13 protein-coding genes are annotated in these 17,930 nt (G+C 49.9%); 3 read left to right on the forward strand and 10 right to left on the reverse strand.

Annotated elements, in window-relative coordinates:
• Positions 1-44: 44 nt before the first annotated feature.
• From ACYU87_RS20550 to ACYU87_RS20575, 6 genes are all read right to left on the reverse strand, one after another.
• Positions 45-1,139: an IPT/TIG domain-containing protein gene (locus ACYU87_RS20550; RefSeq protein WP_461135976.1), complete on the reverse strand. Its 1,095-nt coding sequence runs from the start codon at positions 1,137-1,139 to the stop codon at positions 45-47.
• A 97-nt stretch (positions 1,140-1,236) separates the two neighbouring features.
• On the reverse strand, positions 1,237-2,805 hold the full coding sequence (locus tag ACYU87_RS20555) for a RagB/SusD family nutrient uptake outer membrane protein (RefSeq protein WP_461135977.1): 1,569 nt from the start codon (positions 2,803-2,805) through the stop codon (positions 1,237-1,239).
• 118 nt (positions 2,806-2,923) lie between these two features.
• Positions 2,924-6,151 carry a SusC/RagA family TonB-linked outer membrane protein gene (locus tag ACYU87_RS20560; protein ID WP_461135978.1) on the reverse strand — a complete coding sequence of 1,076 codons (3,228 nt, stop codon included), beginning with the start codon at positions 6,149-6,151 and terminating at the stop codon, positions 2,924-2,926.
• A 90-nt stretch (positions 6,152-6,241) separates the two neighbouring features.
• Positions 6,242-8,020, reverse strand: a complete 1,779-nt coding sequence (locus tag ACYU87_RS20565; RefSeq protein WP_461135979.1) for a tetratricopeptide repeat-containing sensor histidine kinase — start codon at positions 8,018-8,020, stop codon at positions 6,242-6,244.
• A gap of 32 nt (positions 8,021-8,052) precedes the next feature.
• Complete coding sequence (locus tag ACYU87_RS20570; RefSeq protein ID WP_461135980.1) at positions 8,053-8,700, reverse strand: response regulator; 648 nt, start codon at positions 8,698-8,700, stop codon at positions 8,053-8,055.
• A gap of 292 nt (positions 8,701-8,992) precedes the next feature.
• Positions 8,993-11,701, reverse strand: a complete 2,709-nt coding sequence (locus ACYU87_RS20575; RefSeq protein WP_461135981.1) for a COG1470 family protein — start codon at positions 11,699-11,701, stop codon at positions 8,993-8,995.
• Positions 11,702-12,059: 358 nt separating this feature from the next.
• Here ACYU87_RS20575 and ACYU87_RS20580 point away from each other — a divergent pair, with 358 nt between their 5' ends.
• The 3 genes from ACYU87_RS20580 to ACYU87_RS20590 are packed head-to-tail and all read left to right on the forward strand — an operon-like array spanning position 12,060 to position 13,921.
• Positions 12,060-12,590, forward strand: coding sequence for a hypothetical protein (locus ACYU87_RS20580; protein ID WP_461135982.1), 531 nt, complete (start codon positions 12,060-12,062; stop codon positions 12,588-12,590).
• A gap of 9 nt (positions 12,591-12,599) precedes the next feature.
• Entirely contained in the window at positions 12,600-13,424 is an 825-nt protein-coding gene (locus ACYU87_RS20585) for a COG1470 family protein (protein ID WP_461135983.1), read from the forward strand.
• A complete protein-coding gene (locus tag ACYU87_RS20590; protein ID WP_461135984.1) occupies positions 13,421-13,921 on the forward strand; it encodes a hypothetical protein in 501 nt (166 codons plus the stop codon). The genes ACYU87_RS20585 and ACYU87_RS20590 overlap by 4 nt, the downstream gene beginning before the upstream one ends.
• Positions 13,922-13,954: 33 nt before the next feature.
• On the opposite strand, the gene ACYU87_RS20595 is transcribed toward ACYU87_RS20590, so the two are convergent.
• The 4 genes from ACYU87_RS20595 to atpA all read right to left on the reverse strand — a co-directional run bounded on the left by ACYU87_RS20595 (position 13,955) and on the right by atpA (position 17,744).
• Positions 13,955-14,242 (reverse strand): hypothetical protein, encoded by a 288-nt coding sequence (locus tag ACYU87_RS20595; protein ID WP_461135985.1) that lies wholly within the window; start codon positions 14,240-14,242, stop codon positions 13,955-13,957.
• 96 nt (positions 14,243-14,338) lie between these two features.
• Positions 14,339-14,908 carry a DUF4136 domain-containing protein gene (locus tag ACYU87_RS20600; protein ID WP_461135986.1) on the reverse strand — a complete coding sequence of 190 codons (570 nt, stop codon included), beginning with the start codon at positions 14,906-14,908 and terminating at the stop codon, positions 14,339-14,341.
• 264 nt (positions 14,909-15,172) lie between these two features.
• Complete coding sequence (gene atpG / locus ACYU87_RS20605; RefSeq protein ID WP_461135987.1) at positions 15,173-16,072, reverse strand: ATP synthase F1 subunit gamma; 900 nt, start codon at positions 16,070-16,072, stop codon at positions 15,173-15,175.
• 97 nt (positions 16,073-16,169) lie between these two features.
• The gene (gene atpA / locus ACYU87_RS20610; protein WP_461135988.1) at positions 16,170-17,744 is read right to left on the reverse strand and encodes a F0F1 ATP synthase subunit alpha; all 1,575 of its coding nucleotides are present in this window, start codon (positions 17,742-17,744) and stop codon (positions 16,170-16,172) included.
• Between the last annotated feature and the right edge of the window lie 186 nt (positions 17,745-17,930).

Consider the following 17,930-nt stretch of genomic DNA (forward strand, 5'->3'; position numbering starts at 1 on the left):
GGGTGCCCCTACTCTGGTCTGCAGAGACGCCCGTGTGATTCACGTTACTTCACTAACAGAATATCATCGAAGTAAAAGGTTTCATCCTGCTTATCAGGCCCCTGAATTCGGAAACCAACCTGAGTCAGGGTTTTGCCCGGTAACCAAAAGTCGATGTCTGTCAGCTTGATTTTGAAGTAATTCCAGACACCTGCTTTTACGTTGATCTTATTCTTGTCGTCAAAACCACCAAATCCGGCTTTACTGGCGTCGGTTGTCAGGTAGAGTGAGTAATCGGCGGAGGCTCCTTTGATCCAGCCCGTTACATAGGTGTAATCGGTGGAGTACGGAATGGCCGACCCCGACCAGTTGGCAAAAGCAGCCAGGTGCCAGTTTCCTTTCTGGAAGGTTTTGCCGATGGACGCTGTTCCCGTTTTAAATTCTTTGGTCGAGACAGCAGCGGCATCGCCCCAGGAAGCATCCTGAAAACCCGTTCCGTACGCGTCGGTAAAGATTTTATAAGCCATGTCAAGATTGACAAACTCCTGCTTTGTCCGAATACGTCCCGTACCATTGGTGATGCTCAGCGTACCCCGGCCAAGTGTAGAAGCCGGCATTTTAACAACCAGTTGCTTCTGCGACTTCGACACAATAGTAGCCGCATCCGAAATACCCTTTACCGAATCGGCAAAGGCAACCGCCGTTACGTCATCGAGATTATTACCCGTAAGCGTGATTTCCGAACCTTTCGTAAAGTCGTAGTTCGACACGTCGGTCACCGTTGAAAAGGCCAGCACTTTAAAATCTACGGAAACTGACCGGCCCGCACTGTTTGTGAAGGTAACCTTCTGTGTGCCGCCCAACGCATCCGTTGGCACCCGGAATATAAGGGCATTGTCCGTGTTCAATGTCGGCTGGAACCCGGCGGGTACGCTTTGTTTCTCAAAGACAATGGTCCGAATATCGCCCAGTCCTGTTCCGGTCAGGGTAACGACAGAACCACCAGATGCCGAATCGGGCGCCATGGCCGTAGCCACGGGATTGCCGGGCGCAATTTGCGGAGTTCCATCCGTATCTTTCTCGCAGGCGGTTATCCCAAAACCGGCCACAGCCGTCAGGAGTAACAAACCCGCTATTCGATTAAATCTATTGACTTTCATTCGATTACGTTTTTAGTGAAGCTAGTTCGTGATTTGTCGTTTGTTGTTGGCCAACGATGGAACAGCGCCGAACAAAAAACCACAAACTAACTCATGTTTATTTGTAATAAGGAACCGGATCTTTACCCAACTCAGGATCTTGCACGATCTCGCCGGACGGAATTGGCAGATACATTTTGTCTTCCGAGAAGTTCGTGATGTAGTTTGCCGTCGTTACCGTACCCCGGTTCTGCTTCTCGATCATGGCTTTCGCCTTGGCGTATCCCTGGCGCTGAATGTCGTACCAGTAATCGCCTTCGAACGCAAATTCGACCCGGCGCTCGTGCAGGATATCAGCCTGCGTAAAGGATGTTTTGGGCGACAAGCCAGCCCGGCTCCGTACTTTGTTCAGGGCATCAAGCGCTTTCGCGTCGCTGGTGGAAGCCGCTCCCCCCAGGGTAGCCTCAGCGTAGATGAGCAGAATATCGGCGTAGCGCAGCAACACCACGTTGTTGCCCGAATTCTGACCCAATACCGCATCGCCACCAAAACTCTTACCGGGTCCGGCAAAATACTTGACGATATTGGAACGCGTTGGCCCCAGGCTTCCCCCATCTTCCGTGGGTTGTAAGGTGTCGTACTTAAACCCATTCGCCATAAATGCATTGTACTTAGGGGCATTGGTACGCTGGGGCTTCCAGTTCGGGTTTGTCCAGCCATGTTCCATCACCGACCATTTCCGGCGCAGATCACCAAACTCATATTCTTTTAACAAATCCAGCGACGGAACGTACATTTCCCAGGCATCGGCTTCGGACGTGCGGAGCGCACCGGCACCCCGATCAGGATTCTTAATGTTTCCGGTACCCCAGGGGTCCTGCGCCAGCTGGTGTTGAATTGAAAATAAAGACTCACTGTTGTTATTCATGCTCATTTTGGTGAACATGCCACTGTAGTCAGTAGATAGGCTGTACCGGCCCGAGTTGATCACTTCTTCGGCTTTGGCTTTGGCATTTGCGTAGTCTTTACTGTAGAGATACATTTTTGCCATCAATCCCTTGGCCGCGTATTTGGTTACCCGCCCGGCTACGTCTGATTCAGGTAAACCGGCTTCCGCCAGTGCCAACTCTTCGAGCGCAAACCGCAGCACATCTTTTTGGATATAACGCGGAATGTTGAAGTTACCCGACAGGGCTGTTGCACCAGGATCGGTGATGATCGGGGCAGCGCCCCACGTCCGGGCAATGTAGAAATAAATCATTCCGCGAATGAAATGGCATTCGGCAATGGCGGGGTCCAGGTAGGTGGCTCCACCTCCGGCGGCTTTCTTCTCTTCGAACGTTTTGATCATCACGTTGGCGTAGCCAATGATCTTGTAAAAAGCACCCCAGGAAGCGCCAATACGTTCAGAAGCAGACGATACCGTAAAATTGAGATACTCGACGTCGGTGTAGGTAAACATGTTGCCCGCCATTACATCGCCAATGGCATCCTGCGCCCGGCTTTCGTAGTTGCGCCAGGGCAATCCGCTGTAAAGCGTGCTGGTAGCCCCCCGTACTTCGTCGGCATTGTTGTAATAATTACCGGTTGTTGTGCCTGACAGCGAGGGCCGTTCGATGAAGTCTTTCGAACACGAAGACAGCAGCATCGCCGGTAGCATCAGGGCATATAGTGGCTTGAGTTTCATCTTTTAAAGAGTGAAAAAGTGAATGAGCGAAAGAGCGATTACCGCCTTCTGAAGAGGAGAATTGAGTGTCGAGGCTCTTGCGTCAGCAATTCGCTCATTCACTCTTTCGCTCTTTAATTTAGAATTGCAGATTAGCGCCTACGGTAAACGTGCGTGGGTTCGGATAGTGGCCTGTGTCTACGTTCATCAGTTTAATGCTGTTGTTAAAAGCCCCGATTTCCGGATCGTAGCCCGAGTAACTGGTGAAGGTTTTCAGATTCTGAATCGACCCGTATACCCGCAGGTTCGCTATTTTGGCTTTGCTCAACAGCGCCTTCGGAAGCCGGTAGCCGAGCGTAATGTTCTGAATACGCATGTACGAAGCATCTTCAATATACCGGTCCGACATAGCGGTGTTGTTCTTGTTGGTATTCGTGAAGCGGGGCAAAGCGCCGTTCGGGTTAGACTCCGTGTACCGGTCATTCACCGTCTTGAGCTGGTTGGTGTAGGCATTGTTCAGGCCCTCCAACTGCCAGCGCAGGAAGTTATACGCTTTTGCCCCCTGGCTACCCTGTAGGAACAGCGAGAAGTCGAAGTCGCCATAATTCAGCGTGTTGGTGAACCCCCAGCTGAATTTCGGTAGTGGGCTACCGATAAATGTCAGATCCTGCGCGTCAATTTTGCCATCCCCGTTGATGTCTTTGTAGCGAATATCGCCCAGCCAGGTTTCGTTCTGGTTAACTTTATAGCCAAACTGGGGCAGGCTATTGTCCAGATCAGCCTGCGTACGGAATAACCCGTCCGTAACCAGTCCCCAGAACGAACCAACGGGCCGACCGGGTGTGGTGTGCGTGATCAGGTAGTTGTTATAGTACACTTTACCGTCCAGCGCCGAAGCCGCACTGGCTGCCCGGTCGTAGCTGTTGGTAAATTGGGTAAAGACAACGTTGGTCTTCCAGCTAAAGTTACCTTTCTTCACGTTGGTCGTTGTCAGGCCAATATCAACCCCGGTGTTTGTCATCTGACCAGCGTTCCCTAGCGGTGCTTTCAGGTCATCCCACTGGTCGCCTACGCCAATCAGGTTAGGCCCGGTCAGGAAGATGATCATGTCGGAGGTTACTTTCTTGTACACGTCAATGGTCGCGTCGATCCGGCCGTTGAAGAAGCCAAGATCAACCCCGGCATTGCTTGTTTTCACCGATTCCCATTTCAGATTCGGGTTCGGAATACCGTTGATCATGTTCGACGAACCAAAACCCACGGGACCGGAGAAGAACTGCACGGCACCCACGTAAGCCGGGTTAGGTGCTCCACCCGGGAAGTTTTGGTTACCGACTACCCCGTACCCCAGGCGAACCTTGGCGTAGCTCAACACGTTGGAAATATTCCCTTTCATGAACTTCTCGTTCGACACCGTCCAGCCAGCCGACACGCCGGGAAAACTGCCCCACCGGTTGTTGGGTCCGAAGTTCGATGACCCATCGGCGCGGAAACTGGCCGACAGCGAGTAACGATCATCGTAGGTGTAGTTGGCGCGGGCAAAATAAGATTCCATTGCCCACTGGCCCTTCCCACCGCTCAGGCCCCAGGTTGTCTGGTCGGCACTACCCGTGTTGAGGTCAAAAATGTTAGCCTGCAAATCTACTTTCGTACCCGAAATGGCCTGGTAGTATGAGTTTTGCACCTGATGCCCCAGGGTTAGCTGAAGGCCGTGTTTCTTGACGTACTTATTGTAATTCAGGTAGTTGGTAATCGAATAGTAATAGCTGTCCGACCGGGAATCAATCAGTTTACTACGGAATGATGTACCGCCTACGTTACCTGCTTTCTGGAAGGCAATGTTATTATCCTGCCCCAGCGAATAAGATAGTTCATTCCGCAACGTCAGGTCTTTCATGATCTGAATCTCAGCGTAGAGACTTCCGAAAATGTTGTTCGACGTTTTGGTATTACCCCGAAACTGGCTGTTTCCGACCAGGTTAGCGTTGTTATATTGCACACCGCCCACCGTTTGTCCGCCACCCCACGAGCCATCCAGATTTTTCACGGGAATCAGTGGGCTGGTCGATGCACCGTTCCAGATGGTTCCTTCAGCCGCATCGGCCAGTGACACGTTTTGAATACTGCGCGATACGTTGGCACTAAGACCCACTTTCGCCCAGCTTTTCAGCTGTGTATCAAGGCTAAAACGCGACGAGTACCGCTTGAAATCAGATCCCAGCAAAATTCCTTTGTTGTCGAAGTAATTCAGCGAGAGGTAATACGTCGTTTTGTCGCGACCACCCGAAAAGCTCAACTGGTGGTTGTTGATCTTGCCCCGCTGAAACATAGCCTGCTGCCAGTCCGTCCCCTGCCCCAACAGATCCGGATTTTTAAACTCGTCCGCAACGGGGTTTCCAATAATTGGCAATACTTCGTTCTGGTACCGGGCAAAATCCCGGAGATTCATCAAATCCAGTCGGCGAGCCACTTCTGAAACGCCCGTGTACATTTCGTAGTTGATTTTGCCTTCGCCCTGTTTGCCTTTTTTGGTTGTGACCAGAATTACCCCATTGGCAGCCTGCGACCCATAGATCGCCTGCGCCGACGCATCTTTCAGGACATCAATCGTTTCAATGTCATTCGGGTTGAGCATCGCCATTACGCTGTTTCCGGTTTGCCCGTCGCCACCACCCAGACCGGCATAACCCGTACTCGATGAGGTATTTCCGCCAACAAACGGCACCCCGTCAATCACAAATAAAGGGTCATTGCTGTTAATAGATGTTACCCCGCGCACCTTGACGGAAACGCCACCGCCGGGCTGACCACCGTTGCTGGTTACCGTAACACCGGCGGCTTTTCCCTGCAAAAGCTGGTCAATACCAGCCGCCGGAATGTCCTTCAGATCAGCCGCCTTAACCGTTGTGATGGACGACGTAATGTCCGAACGCTTGGCGGTTCCGTACCCGATAACAACGACTTCATCCAGGGATTGATCACCCGTTTGCAGCGTGATGTTCAGCGAGGTCCGCGTACCGACTTCAACCTCCTGCGGCTTCATGCCGATAAAGGAAATAACCAGTATTTTGGACCCGGCCGGCATGTTGATCGAAAACTTTCCGTCAACGTCGGTTGTGGTACCGAGTTGCGTTCCCTTTACAGACACGGTGGCACCGGGCAGGGTATTTCCTTTTTCATCGGACACGACCCCTTTTATCAGGGCTTTCACATCCGATGTACCGCTGGTACCGGCCTTCGCATCTTTCGTAGTCGCCAGAACAGCCTGATTCTTCACCGGGGCTGTTCTGGTAATCGCTCGGTCCTGGGCACAGACAGTTAGCCAACTGCTCAGAACGACCGCGCCTGAAAGCATATGTTTAATCATAGTGGAAATTAATTGTAAACTTAGAATATAGAGAAAGTAGATAGTAATGCGTACACCATACCTGATCGGCTTTTGTCGAGTCCGCAAACACTACGCGACTAAGGGTATGGTTTGTGTTTCTTTTTTCATCGGGAGCGAAATCATAACGGACGTTCCTTTTCCGATTTCGCTTTGCCACATAACCTGCCCACCGAGGTAGGCTATACGTGAGTTGATGTTGGCAATGCCGTTTCCTTTTGCTGGCGCGTTGTCAAAGTCTCCGCCCTGGCCGTCATCATCCACGCTAATCAGCGTTGTTTCGGGGCTCGCCATGATCTGCACCGTAACAGTCTGCGCGTTCGCGTGTTTGAGCGCGTTGTTGAGCAGCTCCTGCACAACCCGATAAATCATCACGGAAGCCTCGTCGCTCAGGTGGGGCATCTCGCCATATTGCTCCAGGTGTAATTTCGTCTGATTGACCAGGTTAAGCTTCTGGACCAAGTCTTCCAGCGCCGGAATCAGGCCAAAAGTAGAGAGCGCATAAGGCCGTAAATTACTGGATATCAAGCGCGTTTCGGTACAGGCTTCATCTAAAAACTGGTTCAGAGGTTCTTTCACCGACAAAGGCAACTGCTCGTGGTGCGCTTCGACAAACAACTTGATTCGTGACAACTGGATGCCCAATCCATCGTGCAAATCGCGGGCAATGCGGCTGCGTTCCTCCTCCTGCCCTTCGATCATGGCCCGCAGCGACTTAAGCTCCAGCTGACGGATCTGCTGCTGGGCAATGACGGTTTCCTGATGAGCGATCAGCTTTTGCTGGCGACGCAGAAAAACAAGTGCCCCCACGCCCAATACACTAATAATTAACCCAATGGCCAGCATTGAATTCAATACATGCTGATTTCGACTCTGTTCCTCAACCAGTTGTTTCTCAATGGCCAGCGTCTTGATCTGGCTATCCAGTTCCTGCAAACGAATGCTCTTGGTTTGCTCTGAATTGTAAAACTGATTGGTAAATTCCTGCGCCTTCAGCGAAGCCGCGTATGCATTCTTGTAATCACCCATCCGCGAATAACTATCAGCCGAGTGCTTGGACAGTTCGCGCAGCATGGACAGGTTATTTTCGGTCTCGGCTAACTGGTAACTTTTCTGATAGGTGGCAATGGCTTCCTTCGATTGGTTTTTGAACTGCTCCACAATGCCCAGATAGAAGTAGTTCAGGGCAATCAACCAGTTTATCTTTAGCGTCTGCGCCATAATCAGGCTCCGATTGGCAAAGTACTGAGCCGAATCGGGCTGCTTTTTCCGCGAATAGGTATTCGCCAGCAAGTTCAGCGCATAGGCCTGCGATTGAGGCTGTTTGTAACGCTCACTCCTTTGTGCTACCTGCCGAAGCTCCGTCAATAAACCTGCCGGTACCGGCTCTTTTCTCTGGGCAATGTTGGCCAGAGCCAGTTGACTCTCAATGACTTTGGGTATATTATTGGTCCGTTCGAAATACTGACGCGCTTTGTTCAGGTACTTTTCAGCGTAGGGATGCGTGAAATAATCGTGCGTGTAATAATCTCCGATCACGATGTGCTCCGTGTAATACCCCAGCGAATCGCCCACCATGTTGTAGTATTTCAACCCATTGAAATAAGCATCGAGGGTGTACTTGTTGTAGCCATATTGCTGGTGATAAAGCAAGCCCAGCGCTTCGTATGCTTTGGCCGCCTGCCCGTATTTTTTAGCTACTTCCAACTGACGGATTTCTTTATTAAGGTTATTGACGGCCGGCGATTCGGACAGGGCCCATCCCGCCTGCATACAGCCGCACGCTCCCAGATAGAGAACGGCCAGTAGCCATTGGTTAGGACGCCGACAAAGCCGGAATAAACTTATCATTGGTATAGAGGATAGCACCAAGTACAGGTAAATTAGTCAATGTATTGCATTTCCATGGCGGTCTTGATGAGCAGCGCCGTATTGGGGACACTGAATTTCATGAGCAGACTACTCCGGTGAAATTCGACTGCTTTGGCACTAACGAAAAGTTGAGCGGCCATTTGCTGGGTTGTCAGTCCCTGCGCCATCAGCAATAACACTTCCGATTCGCGGGGCGTCAGATTTGGCTTCAGACCAGCTCCCACAGCCGATTTCTTCGTCTTGGGGCCATCGTTCAGCAGAATATGCGTAATGGTCTCGTTGAAGTACTGTTTTTCGTGATGGACCGTTTGAATGGCCTGCAATAACTCCGTCTTGGTTGTATTTTTCAGTAAATACCCCTTTGCTCCTTTCTTAACGACTCGTTTGATCAGGCTGGCATCATCGTGCATGGTTAGTACGACCACTTTTGTTTTCGTATAGCTGCGGGTGATGTACTCGCACAGGTTGAGGCCATCTTCAATTTGAGGAAACGAAATGTCCAGCAAAACCACATCTACCACCGCCTGGTTTAGCCGATCCGTGACCGATTGAACCGTGTAGCACCGCTCCGTTACCTGAATATCGGGCGAGCCTGAAATAAGCGACGCGATCCCTTCAACGAATACATTATGGTCATCGGCAATCAGCACCCGTATCATGTAATTTTTGTTTCATAGACGTTTATCAAGGCTAGAACGTACCAATGGTAGCTATTTGATCCCCCTCGTTCCCTTTTTATCGCCCAACTCTTTCTTGTCAGATTTCTAAAAATCAGTTGTGAAATTTAACTGATAATTTATTTAGTTGGACGATAAGACTAAATAGAACTTTGTTTAGCAAAATTAGGATTAACCTGACCACAGGTAGAATAGTGAAAACCCGATTGTCTGTAAATTTAGGGTAAACCCTAGTATACCACTAGCGGGCAACGTGTCGGCGAAACACCGCTGATTATAAGCTGGAGAATCGCTTAACCTCTACCGGGCGAGTAGACCCATCAATGGTCCAGTCGAAAACGGGATATTGCCCCGATTCAGTTAAAGTAAATGCCACCGTCTTGACCGTTGCCTGCGGTTGGCGACCAAAATCACGAACACGGATGGTGTAGTTTCCGGGTGATAAATGAACAGAAAATGAACCGTCTGGAAGTGCACTAGCCGACAAAATAGTTTGCTCGTCCCGCTGAATCTCAATGACAAACCGATCGAACTGGCAGGGCTGCGTATCGTAGGTACTGGCCTGGCAACGTAGTTTTCCCGTTATCCGAAAGGTACGCGCTAAAGGAATTTGCTTATTGACCGACCCGGCAATCGTTATTTTTTCATGGTGCAGAACAGGATCACCCACCCGGTTGGCACTGATGGCCGAAATGGTATAAATTCCCGGTGGGATGTTTCGGTACGTGATACTACCTTTCGTATTGGTAAGCAGCGTATTTTCGTCGACAGTAACCATTAAACTATCCATCCATCGTTCGCCAGCTTCTTTGTTTCCGTTCCCATTGGCGTCCTCAAAGAAACTCAGCCGTAGCTGACTCCGATGTTTAGACGCCAGTTTGTTGAATCGCTTGGCTACTTCCAGCCGATACAGGCTATACGAGAACTCGGGATGTTGGCTATAGGGGGTTCCGTTGCCGGAAAGATTGACTGATAAACCGGGCGATACATCGTACTGAACCCGGCCAACACCTACATAACGCGATTCTTCATTAAAGGCATCATACAAATAGTTCAACCCTATCGAACCGACGAGCTTTCGATCAAATAGCGAGAAATCAATTGTCGGGGTAAGGGATGCGGTCATAATCCGATCGGGTTGATTGTTCCGGAGATCGAACAGGTAATACGGGCCTTTTTGCAGATAACCCCAGAAGTGAAAAGCGCCCAGACTAATGGATGACACGATTCGCTGACTGAGCCATCCCGACTGAGGTGACGCGGCAGTCCGATTATAAAAGATGCCGGCATCGTAACTTAACTCGAAGCGCTGGTGAGACCGCCGGTAATAGGACAAGGCGGGGGCTAGCCGGTACGCATCTGCCCGTTGACTAATCGGGTTATCGAAATCACGCTGCGTTAACCAATAAGGTCGTACGCTCAGAGTGAGCTGCTGAATGCGGTGGCTCAGGTTAACTTCAGCGGTTGTATTGCCGAACTTATGCTGCGTATAATCAACTCCCGATGTAAACTGTATCCGGTTATACCCCATGCTATTAACTCTGGCAAGTAATGTGGTAGCCGCTGACGCTTGCCAGAATAATTGACTGTAAATCAGAGTCGCTCCTTTTTGCAGACCCGAATAAGCAGGACTGCTGACGTACGAACGCAGTTGCCAGGTCAATTTTGGGCTTTGGTATTCATACTGTAGCTGACCGGCCCAACCTGGTTTCTGCGCGCGGTCGGGACCTTGCCGGGCAAATTCAACACTCTGACTACCCAGCACCTGCAACGAGTGGCGCTCGGACTGGTCGTATCGAAACGAAGCGAAATTGAGATAGCCTGCCCGCATGGTATTCGCCTGCGTGTAGTAGCTGCTGCTTAGCGAATAACTTCCCCCTGGCAACGAAGGAAGCTGCCGATCGTAACGAACAGAAAAAACATTACCTGTCCAGCCATTATCATCCGGGCTCAGCCAGTTCGGATTCGCGTTAATGGCCCAAAACGTCCATTGGCGATCAGACTGACCGACATTTACCTTCAGGCCCCGCCCGAACAGGGGTAGCTCATGGTAATCGTACGAACTGCCCAGGTGAATCATGGCCCGATCAGTGCGGTACGTGATGTAGGAATTTTGCAGTTGTTGAAAATGATCTGAACCGTAGTTGAGGTAGTGAATATGGAAATCGATCTGACCCTTCCCCAGCGAATCGGTTCCCCAGATGCGGGCCTCCCGAGCCCACTGGTTTGTACTAAATCTGGTTAGAGCCGTGCTTGCCCCGTACCCACCCCTGGTATCGGGATTGGCATCTACATACCGCTTGTTGTCGATGGCGACGGCGACTTTATAAACCATGTTGCCAACGATTGATTTTTGCTCATCGCGTACCGTTATAACTACCTGGTAGGGTTGACTCGTTGACCATTGATGCACCGGATTTATCCGCATCAGCATCGTTGTATCCTGGCTGGGGGCTAATTGGAGAGAAAGAGGGTAGGCACTTCGATCCACTCCTTCCGGCAGTGAGGCCACTTCGATAGTAAATTTTTCTGGTCTGATCCGATTATGGACGAGTCGCAGGGACAAGCGGGCTTGCTGCGTCGGAGAAAATAAAACAATCGTTTCTTCGGATTTATAGAGTGTGATAGCCGATTGTCTTTTCCCGCTGAGAACAAGAGCAAAGGAATGTGTCTGCGCGGTAAAGCCTACGGGCCCGCTGATGCGAACGGCAATACGATTGACCGGTAAACTCGCCTGGTTGTCTACGAGTCCTTTCACGGGCAGTTCCATTGCTTGTCCGGGAAGCAGCGATACCTTTTCGGGAATGGTCGAAAGCAGCTGAATAGCCGGTGGTAATTGCGGCAAAAGCGATAGTTCCTGCCTTTGACCACTCCTGTTATTGAGGGTTAGGCGATTCGTGAAAGTTGTGCCTACCGTTGTTACTATCGTATCGCTCAGGAATGTAACCTGTACAGCCTGACTATATGCCTGAGACGAAAACATAGTGTATATACTCAGACACAAAATTCTCTTTATTAAAGTAAACGTGTTATCCAATAGTGTATCGATTGAATGAAGTTACGGCCTTATATCACCTTAAAATTAGTTGATCAAGCGTTGACTACATAGACCTTAAACTTCACAATCTATTGATATAAAGAGGATTACCTACCATAAAATAAATATTATCATATGCTAATTATTTATAAATGAGCGTTGGTAACCGAATAGTATATTTTTATGTTAACTAGTTAACTAAATACCATTAACAGTAAATATTGTATTAATGAAGAAATGTTCAATATTTGTATCGTAATTAATTACCGTTGTTAACTTTACTTACTTTAAATCAGTAACACGAATGAAAAAATTTACGAAAGCTTTTGCTGTGGCCGTTGGAATGGCTGTTGTCGGTTTAGGTTCTGGTCCGGCTCATGCTCAGCTTACGAGTGGTAATGCCGTCGTCACGGTTACCGTGGTTGATATACTGGCTCTGGTCGTTGCCGTACCAGCCGTGCCCTTGTCGATTGGAACCCTCACTGATTATTCGAGCGGTACTTCGTTCACGGCCCCCGCTCAATTGGTAGCCAGTAGTAACCGGCCTTACGACATCAAGGTGCGCTCCAACGGTGATTTAGAAGGTGCCCTTACGGCCAGTGGCAGCAGTATCGGCATCAACAACATAATAGTGCAGGCAGCACCAACACTGACAACGAGCTATACATCGCAGATGAATTTATCGGCTGCCGACCAGGTATTGGTATCGAATGCTCCCGCAGCGATGGCTAAAATTTACGATGTGAAGTATTCGACAGCCGCTAATAACCCGGCTTTCTACGTAAAAGGTGGTGCCTACCTGGCCACCCTGACCTATTCAATTGTAGCTCACTAAACTAGTTGAATGGCACGATTGCACTCTTATCCGTTCAGGCGAATAAGCGTCTTGCTACTACTACTGAGCCTGACGGGTGTTTCACTCTGTCAGGCTCAGATTGGTTTTCAAGTCTCTCCCGCCAGGCTTTATTTTACTCCAAAAGGTACTGCCGAACAAACGCTGCGCCTGCACCTGACGAATCCAATGGATACGCGCCTGGTCCTGCAGGCAACCTGCGCCGATTGGCGTCGTGATTCAACAGGCGAAAAAATATACTATCCAGCAGGTTCGTTGCCTGCGTCCTGTTGCTCGTTCGTTAAGATTATTCCCAGCACGATTGAATTAGCTCCGGGAGAGCAACGGGATGTTTTAGTGACTCTGGTAGCTAATCAGTCCGTTCAGTCCGGCGAAATTCGTAACGGCATGCTTCTCCTGACGCAGTCAAACGAGCAGGAAACAGCACGACTGAAAGGAGCATCTCAATTTATTATAAAAGCCCAGATCGGCGTTCATGTCTACGTAGTTCCTAACGAGAGTTCGAAAGCTGACATTGCCATCACCAACATGGGTATCGCCAAAGTAGGCCAGCAGTATCAGGTAAAGGTGCATATTCGGAACAATGGTGGGGCGTTGATGGAAAGTCAGTTAAGGCTGGAATACCTGAACCTGGCGACTATGCAGGAGGTCAAGGCCGAAGCCGTTCCCGTCAATACAATGCCCAAGGATGCGTATAGTGTTGTTGCCTCGGTTCCACCAACGCTGCCCGCTGGCAAATACCTCATTGTCGCCGTTGTAGACAGCGGACCCAATCAAACCCTGAAAGTGGCTGAACTGGAAGCCACGCTGAAATGAATGTACCGAAAAAGCTACTGCTTATGCTTTGCTGGCTATTGAGCGGATCATGGCTGCTGGCTCAGCCCTACATACCTGATGAAGTACCGCCCATTGCAGAAGCACCGACGTTACTTGGTATTTCCATCCTAAGTAATCCAAGTATGAGCATGAGTAGCGTCAGCGATTACCAGAACGGCGTATCCATCAATCACAATACATTGCAACTAAGTATCTCGCTTGGGTTGAGTTGGTCTTTGCAGGTGCGGGCAACGGATGACCTGCGGTACCAGTCATATTCAATTCCCGTTTCGGCGATTGGGGTTCAGTCACTCAATCTGGGTAATCGGCCGGAAATTCTGCTCAGCACAGCCAATCAAACCTTATCTTCCGGTTTAGCCAGTTCGCTTCTGACTATAATAAATCTTATACGATACCGGGCCATAGGCGGAGCCAGTTTTCTCAAGCCAGGTGGTACCTACACAACAACACTGATTTATACCTACACAGCACTTTAGCACTGGTTGCCGGGGCATTCTGATACCTGATTCTTACTTACCAAATCCGGTAGTCTGTATCGAATCCGTACCCGTAGAGGTCGTCCCCCAGCCCGAATCATCGGGAACAGTTGCCTGAATGGTATCGCAGTTTTGAAGACGCAGTTGAAGATCTTTTATTGTTCCCTCTTTCTGGTTAAGGCTTCGCCGAAGATCAATCGTGGCATCTTCCAGTCGTTGGTTTCGCTGCGCAGCTACATTTAGTAAAGCCGCTATGCCCAGCAGTAGTACAACAACTACCGCTAGGAGTGCATATACAACTCCTCGGCTTACAGCAGACATGGGATAAAAAGAAAAAACACAAAGTAACGAAAAGCAGCGGCCATAAAAAAACCTGCTACCGTTGGGTAGCAGGTTTTACCAAAGTTATCTATCCGGTTAACGAGCAGCGCCGTAATCCTGTCCGGCACTTTCCGGGAAATTCTTCATGATGCTGGTAATCGTTTCACGGAAGGCCTGATCACGATCACGCTCCTTGTTCCGGTTGTTCAGCTGACCCGTTGCCCAACCCTGCCAGACGATGTCGTTGGTGCGCGCATCAGACACGTTCACAACGACCCTGTTTTCCTCGTATTGACGGGAATACACATTGTTGCCCATGCCACCGTACCACCATGAATAGGGCGAGTACATGTTATTGGACTGAATCTGCTGCTTGTCTTTCGAATCCATAAAGAACCGAACCACCAGATCAGCTTCACCCTGCGTTACGGGTTTATAACCACGTGCCTTGAGTGATTGATCAAGCGCGTCGGCAATTCGGCGCTGGTTCAGGTTACTGCCCACAATGGGGTCAGCATTACGTTGGCGATCCGCTTCGATACGATAGGTGGCAAACTGCCGAACGTTTACTTTAGGATCGTAATCGTATTTGACCGTAATGGCCGGAGCGCAGGACGCCAGCGTACCGGCGACTAACAGACTGGTGATTATGCGGTTAATTTTCATTTTTTTGAATCGTTAGAGGGTATTGAACCGATTAGTAAACGTTAAAAAAAAGCGGTTCGTATATCCTACTTAAATAACTGAAAGCAAGCATTATTCGTTCGAATTTACAGCGCCACTTAGGGAACCAGTGTTGCAAATAAAAGACTATAAACCAAACACTTGCAACGATTTAACCAATTTTAACAGACACTTAATCAGGAATAAATAAAGCCGCAGCCCATTAGGACTGCGGCTTTATTTATTCTGGCAACAAGGCGGTGATTATCAGGCGCTGGCCAGCGCTTCGGCACCACCCACAATTTCGAGAATCTCGGTCGTGATGGCTGCCTGACGTGTCCGGTTGTAGACCAGTCGCAGCTCCTTCAGTAATTCCCCCGCGTTTTCCGTTGCTTTGTCCATCGCTGTCATCCGGGCACCGTGCTCCGATGCATTGGAATCCAGAACGGCTTTGTACAACTGAATTTTAATCGTTTTAGGAATTAACTCGCTGATGATTTCTTCTTCGGAAGGCTCAAAGATGTAGTTGATCAAGGCCGCTGGTGAACCCGATTTCGACGAACCTGGCGTTTCAGCCGAAACGATCGGCAACATTTGCTCCGTCCGTACAATCTGCATGGCGGCATTTTTGAACTCGTTGTAAATAACTTCAACGACATCGTAACGGCCATCCGAAAACCCTTCCATCGCTTCCTCTGCCGCCTTTCGAACCGTGGCAAAGCTCAGGGAACCAAACGCATCGGTATGCGACGTATTAACCTTGAAACCGCGACGCTGAAAGGCTTCTGCCCCTTTCTTGCCAATAGCCATGATCTCAACATTACCCGAACGAGCTTGCGCCGGGTATTTCTCGTCCATGACCGTCAGTGCGCCTTTCACTACATTCGTGTTGAAAGCACCACACAAACCACGATCGGATGTCACCACGATCAGCAGAACGCGCTCAACAGGGCGAACCTGCTTGTATGGGTTTTCTGATGCAGTTTCTGTTCCGGCGGAAACCGTTCCAAGCATCTGGCTCAGTTTCTGAGCGTAAGGTCGTAACTGTGTAATATTATCCTGCGCACGACGCAACTTGGCGGCCGCCACCATTTTCATGGCTTTGGTAATCTGCTGAGTCGAGTTAATAGACGAAATCCGAGCGCGTACTTCTTTTAGTGAGGCCATTTTCTTCTTGAAGTAGTTAGGAGCGGGGAGCCAGGAGCGATCAGTTGGCTATCGAACGGCCCCTCACGTCTCACTCCTGGCTACTAACTCCTTAAAACTAATAATTTGCCGAAAGATCAGCGGCTACTTTTTTCAATGCAGCCGTAGCTTCGTCGGTTAATTTACCAGCGCGCAGGTCATTCAACACGGCTGGATGTTGCGCACTTAGAATCATGGCAAATTCGCTCTCGAACTCTTTCACTTTGTTAACCGGTACTTTATCGAGCAGACCGTTGGTCGATGCGTAGATGATAGCGACCTGCTGTTCAACGGGAACTGGTGAATATTGAGGCTGTTTCAGCATCTCCTGGTTCCGGCGACCCCGTTCAATGGTCAATTTGGTCGATGCATCAAGGTCAGAGCCAAACTTGGCGAACGCTTCCAGTTCGCGGAACTGAGCCTGATCCAGTTTCAGCGTACCCGCTACTTTCTTCATCGACTTGATCTGGGCATTACCCCCTACCCGCGATACCGAAATACCAACGTTAATGGCTGGGCGGATACCCGAGTTAAACAAGTTCGACTCCAGGAAGATCTGTCCGTCCGTAATTGAGATTACGTTTGTCGGAATATACGCGGATACGTCGCCAGCCTGTGTTTCGATGATTGGCAACGCCGTCAGTGAACCACCACCTTTTACCCGGTCTTTCAGACTTGGGGGCAGGTCGTTCATGGTTCTAGCAATATCGTCGTTGGCGTTGATTTTAGCGGCCCGCTCTAACAAACGGCTGTGCAGGTAAAACACGTCTCCCGGATACGCTTCCCGTCCTGGTGGGCGACGCAGCAGCAGAGACACTTCACGATAGGCAACCGCCTGTTTCGACAGATCGTCATAAACAACCAGCGCCGGACGGCCCGTATCACGGAAGAATTCGCCAATGGCAGCACCCGTAAACGGCGCAAAGAACTGCATCGGCGATGGATCCGATGCGTTGGCGGCAACGATCACGGTGTAATCCATGGCACCTGCCCTACGCAGTGTTTGCTCTACCTGCTTTACCGTCGATGCTTTCTGACCGCAGGCAACGTAGATACAGAACACAGGCTGTCCTTTGTCGTAAAATTCTTTCTGGTTGATGATGGTGTCGATGGCCACCGCCGTTTTACCGGTCTGACGGTCACCAATGATTAATTCCCGCTGGCCACGACCGATGGGGATCATGGCGTCGATCGCTTTGATACCAGTCTGTAAGGGTTCGGTTACTGGCTGGCGGAAAATTACGCCCGGTGCTTTACGCTCCAGCGGCATTTGATACAATTCACCCTGAATAGGACCCAGACCGTCAATCGGCAAGCCGAGAGTGTTTACCACGCGGCCCAGGATGCCATCACCCACGTTTACGTAGGCAATTTGATCGGTACGCTTAACGGTGTCACCTTCTTTGATTTCTGAGTAGTCGCCGAGCAAAACTGCTCCGACGTTATCTTCTTCCAGGTTCAGAGCCATTGCCTGAAGTCCATTGTCGAAAGACAGCAATTCGCCGGCCTGCACTTTCGAGAGGCCGTAGATACGCGCTACGCCGTCACCGATTTGCAGCACCGTACCGACTTCTTCGAGTTCAGCCTCGGTTTGTGTTCCGGCCAGTTGCTGGCGAAGGATGGCTGATATCTCGTCGGGTCTTACGGATTCCATATGTGTATAATGAGAATTTAATGTTGTTTTTTCGGCCGCAAAGGTATGATTAAAATTGGATAAAAGTTAGTTCGTCCCCCTAATTCACTTGGGAATTTTTACGTTGCCCACGCAGTAGCTTTACCTAGTCGACCTGTTGCCGGGGAGACGAAGCATCAGCCTGTGCATCAACACATAGATGGGTGC

The sequence above is a fragment of the Spirosoma lituiforme genome (assembly GCF_054776635.1).

Coding starts and splice junctions, on each gene's coding strand:
- ACYU87_RS20550 (WP_461135976.1), bottom strand. CDS start 1,139: ATGAAAGTCAATAGATTTAATCGAATAGCGGGTTTGTTACTCCTGACG.
- ACYU87_RS20575 (WP_461135981.1), bottom strand. CDS start 11,701: ATGTTTTCGTCTCAGGCATATAGTCAGGCTGTACAGGTTACATTCCTG.
- atpA (WP_461135988.1), bottom strand. CDS start 17,744: ATGGAATCCGTAAGACCCGACGAGATATCAGCCATCCTTCGCCAGCAA.
- ACYU87_RS20555 (WP_461135977.1), bottom strand. CDS start 2,805: ATGAAACTCAAGCCACTATATGCCCTGATGCTACCGGCGATGCTGCTG.
- ACYU87_RS20565 (WP_461135979.1), bottom strand. CDS start 8,020: ATGATAAGTTTATTCCGGCTTTGTCGGCGTCCTAACCAATGGCTACTG.
- ACYU87_RS20570 (WP_461135980.1), bottom strand. CDS start 8,700: ATGATACGGGTGCTGATTGCCGATGACCATAATGTATTCGTTGAAGGG.
- ACYU87_RS20600 (WP_461135986.1), bottom strand. CDS start 14,908: ATGAAAATTAACCGCATAATCACCAGTCTGTTAGTCGCCGGTACGCTG.
- ACYU87_RS20595 (WP_461135985.1), bottom strand. CDS start 14,242: ATGTCTGCTGTAAGCCGAGGAGTTGTATATGCACTCCTAGCGGTAGTT.
- ACYU87_RS20590 (WP_461135984.1), top strand. CDS start 13,421: ATGAATGTACCGAAAAAGCTACTGCTTATGCTTTGCTGGCTATTGAGC.
- ACYU87_RS20585 (WP_461135983.1), top strand. CDS start 12,600: ATGGCACGATTGCACTCTTATCCGTTCAGGCGAATAAGCGTCTTGCTA.
- atpG (WP_461135987.1), bottom strand. CDS start 16,072: ATGGCCTCACTAAAAGAAGTACGCGCTCGGATTTCGTCTATTAACTCG.
- ACYU87_RS20560 (WP_461135978.1), bottom strand. CDS start 6,151: ATGATTAAACATATGCTTTCAGGCGCGGTCGTTCTGAGCAGTTGGCTA.
- ACYU87_RS20580 (WP_461135982.1), top strand. CDS start 12,060: ATGAAAAAATTTACGAAAGCTTTTGCTGTGGCCGTTGGAATGGCTGTT.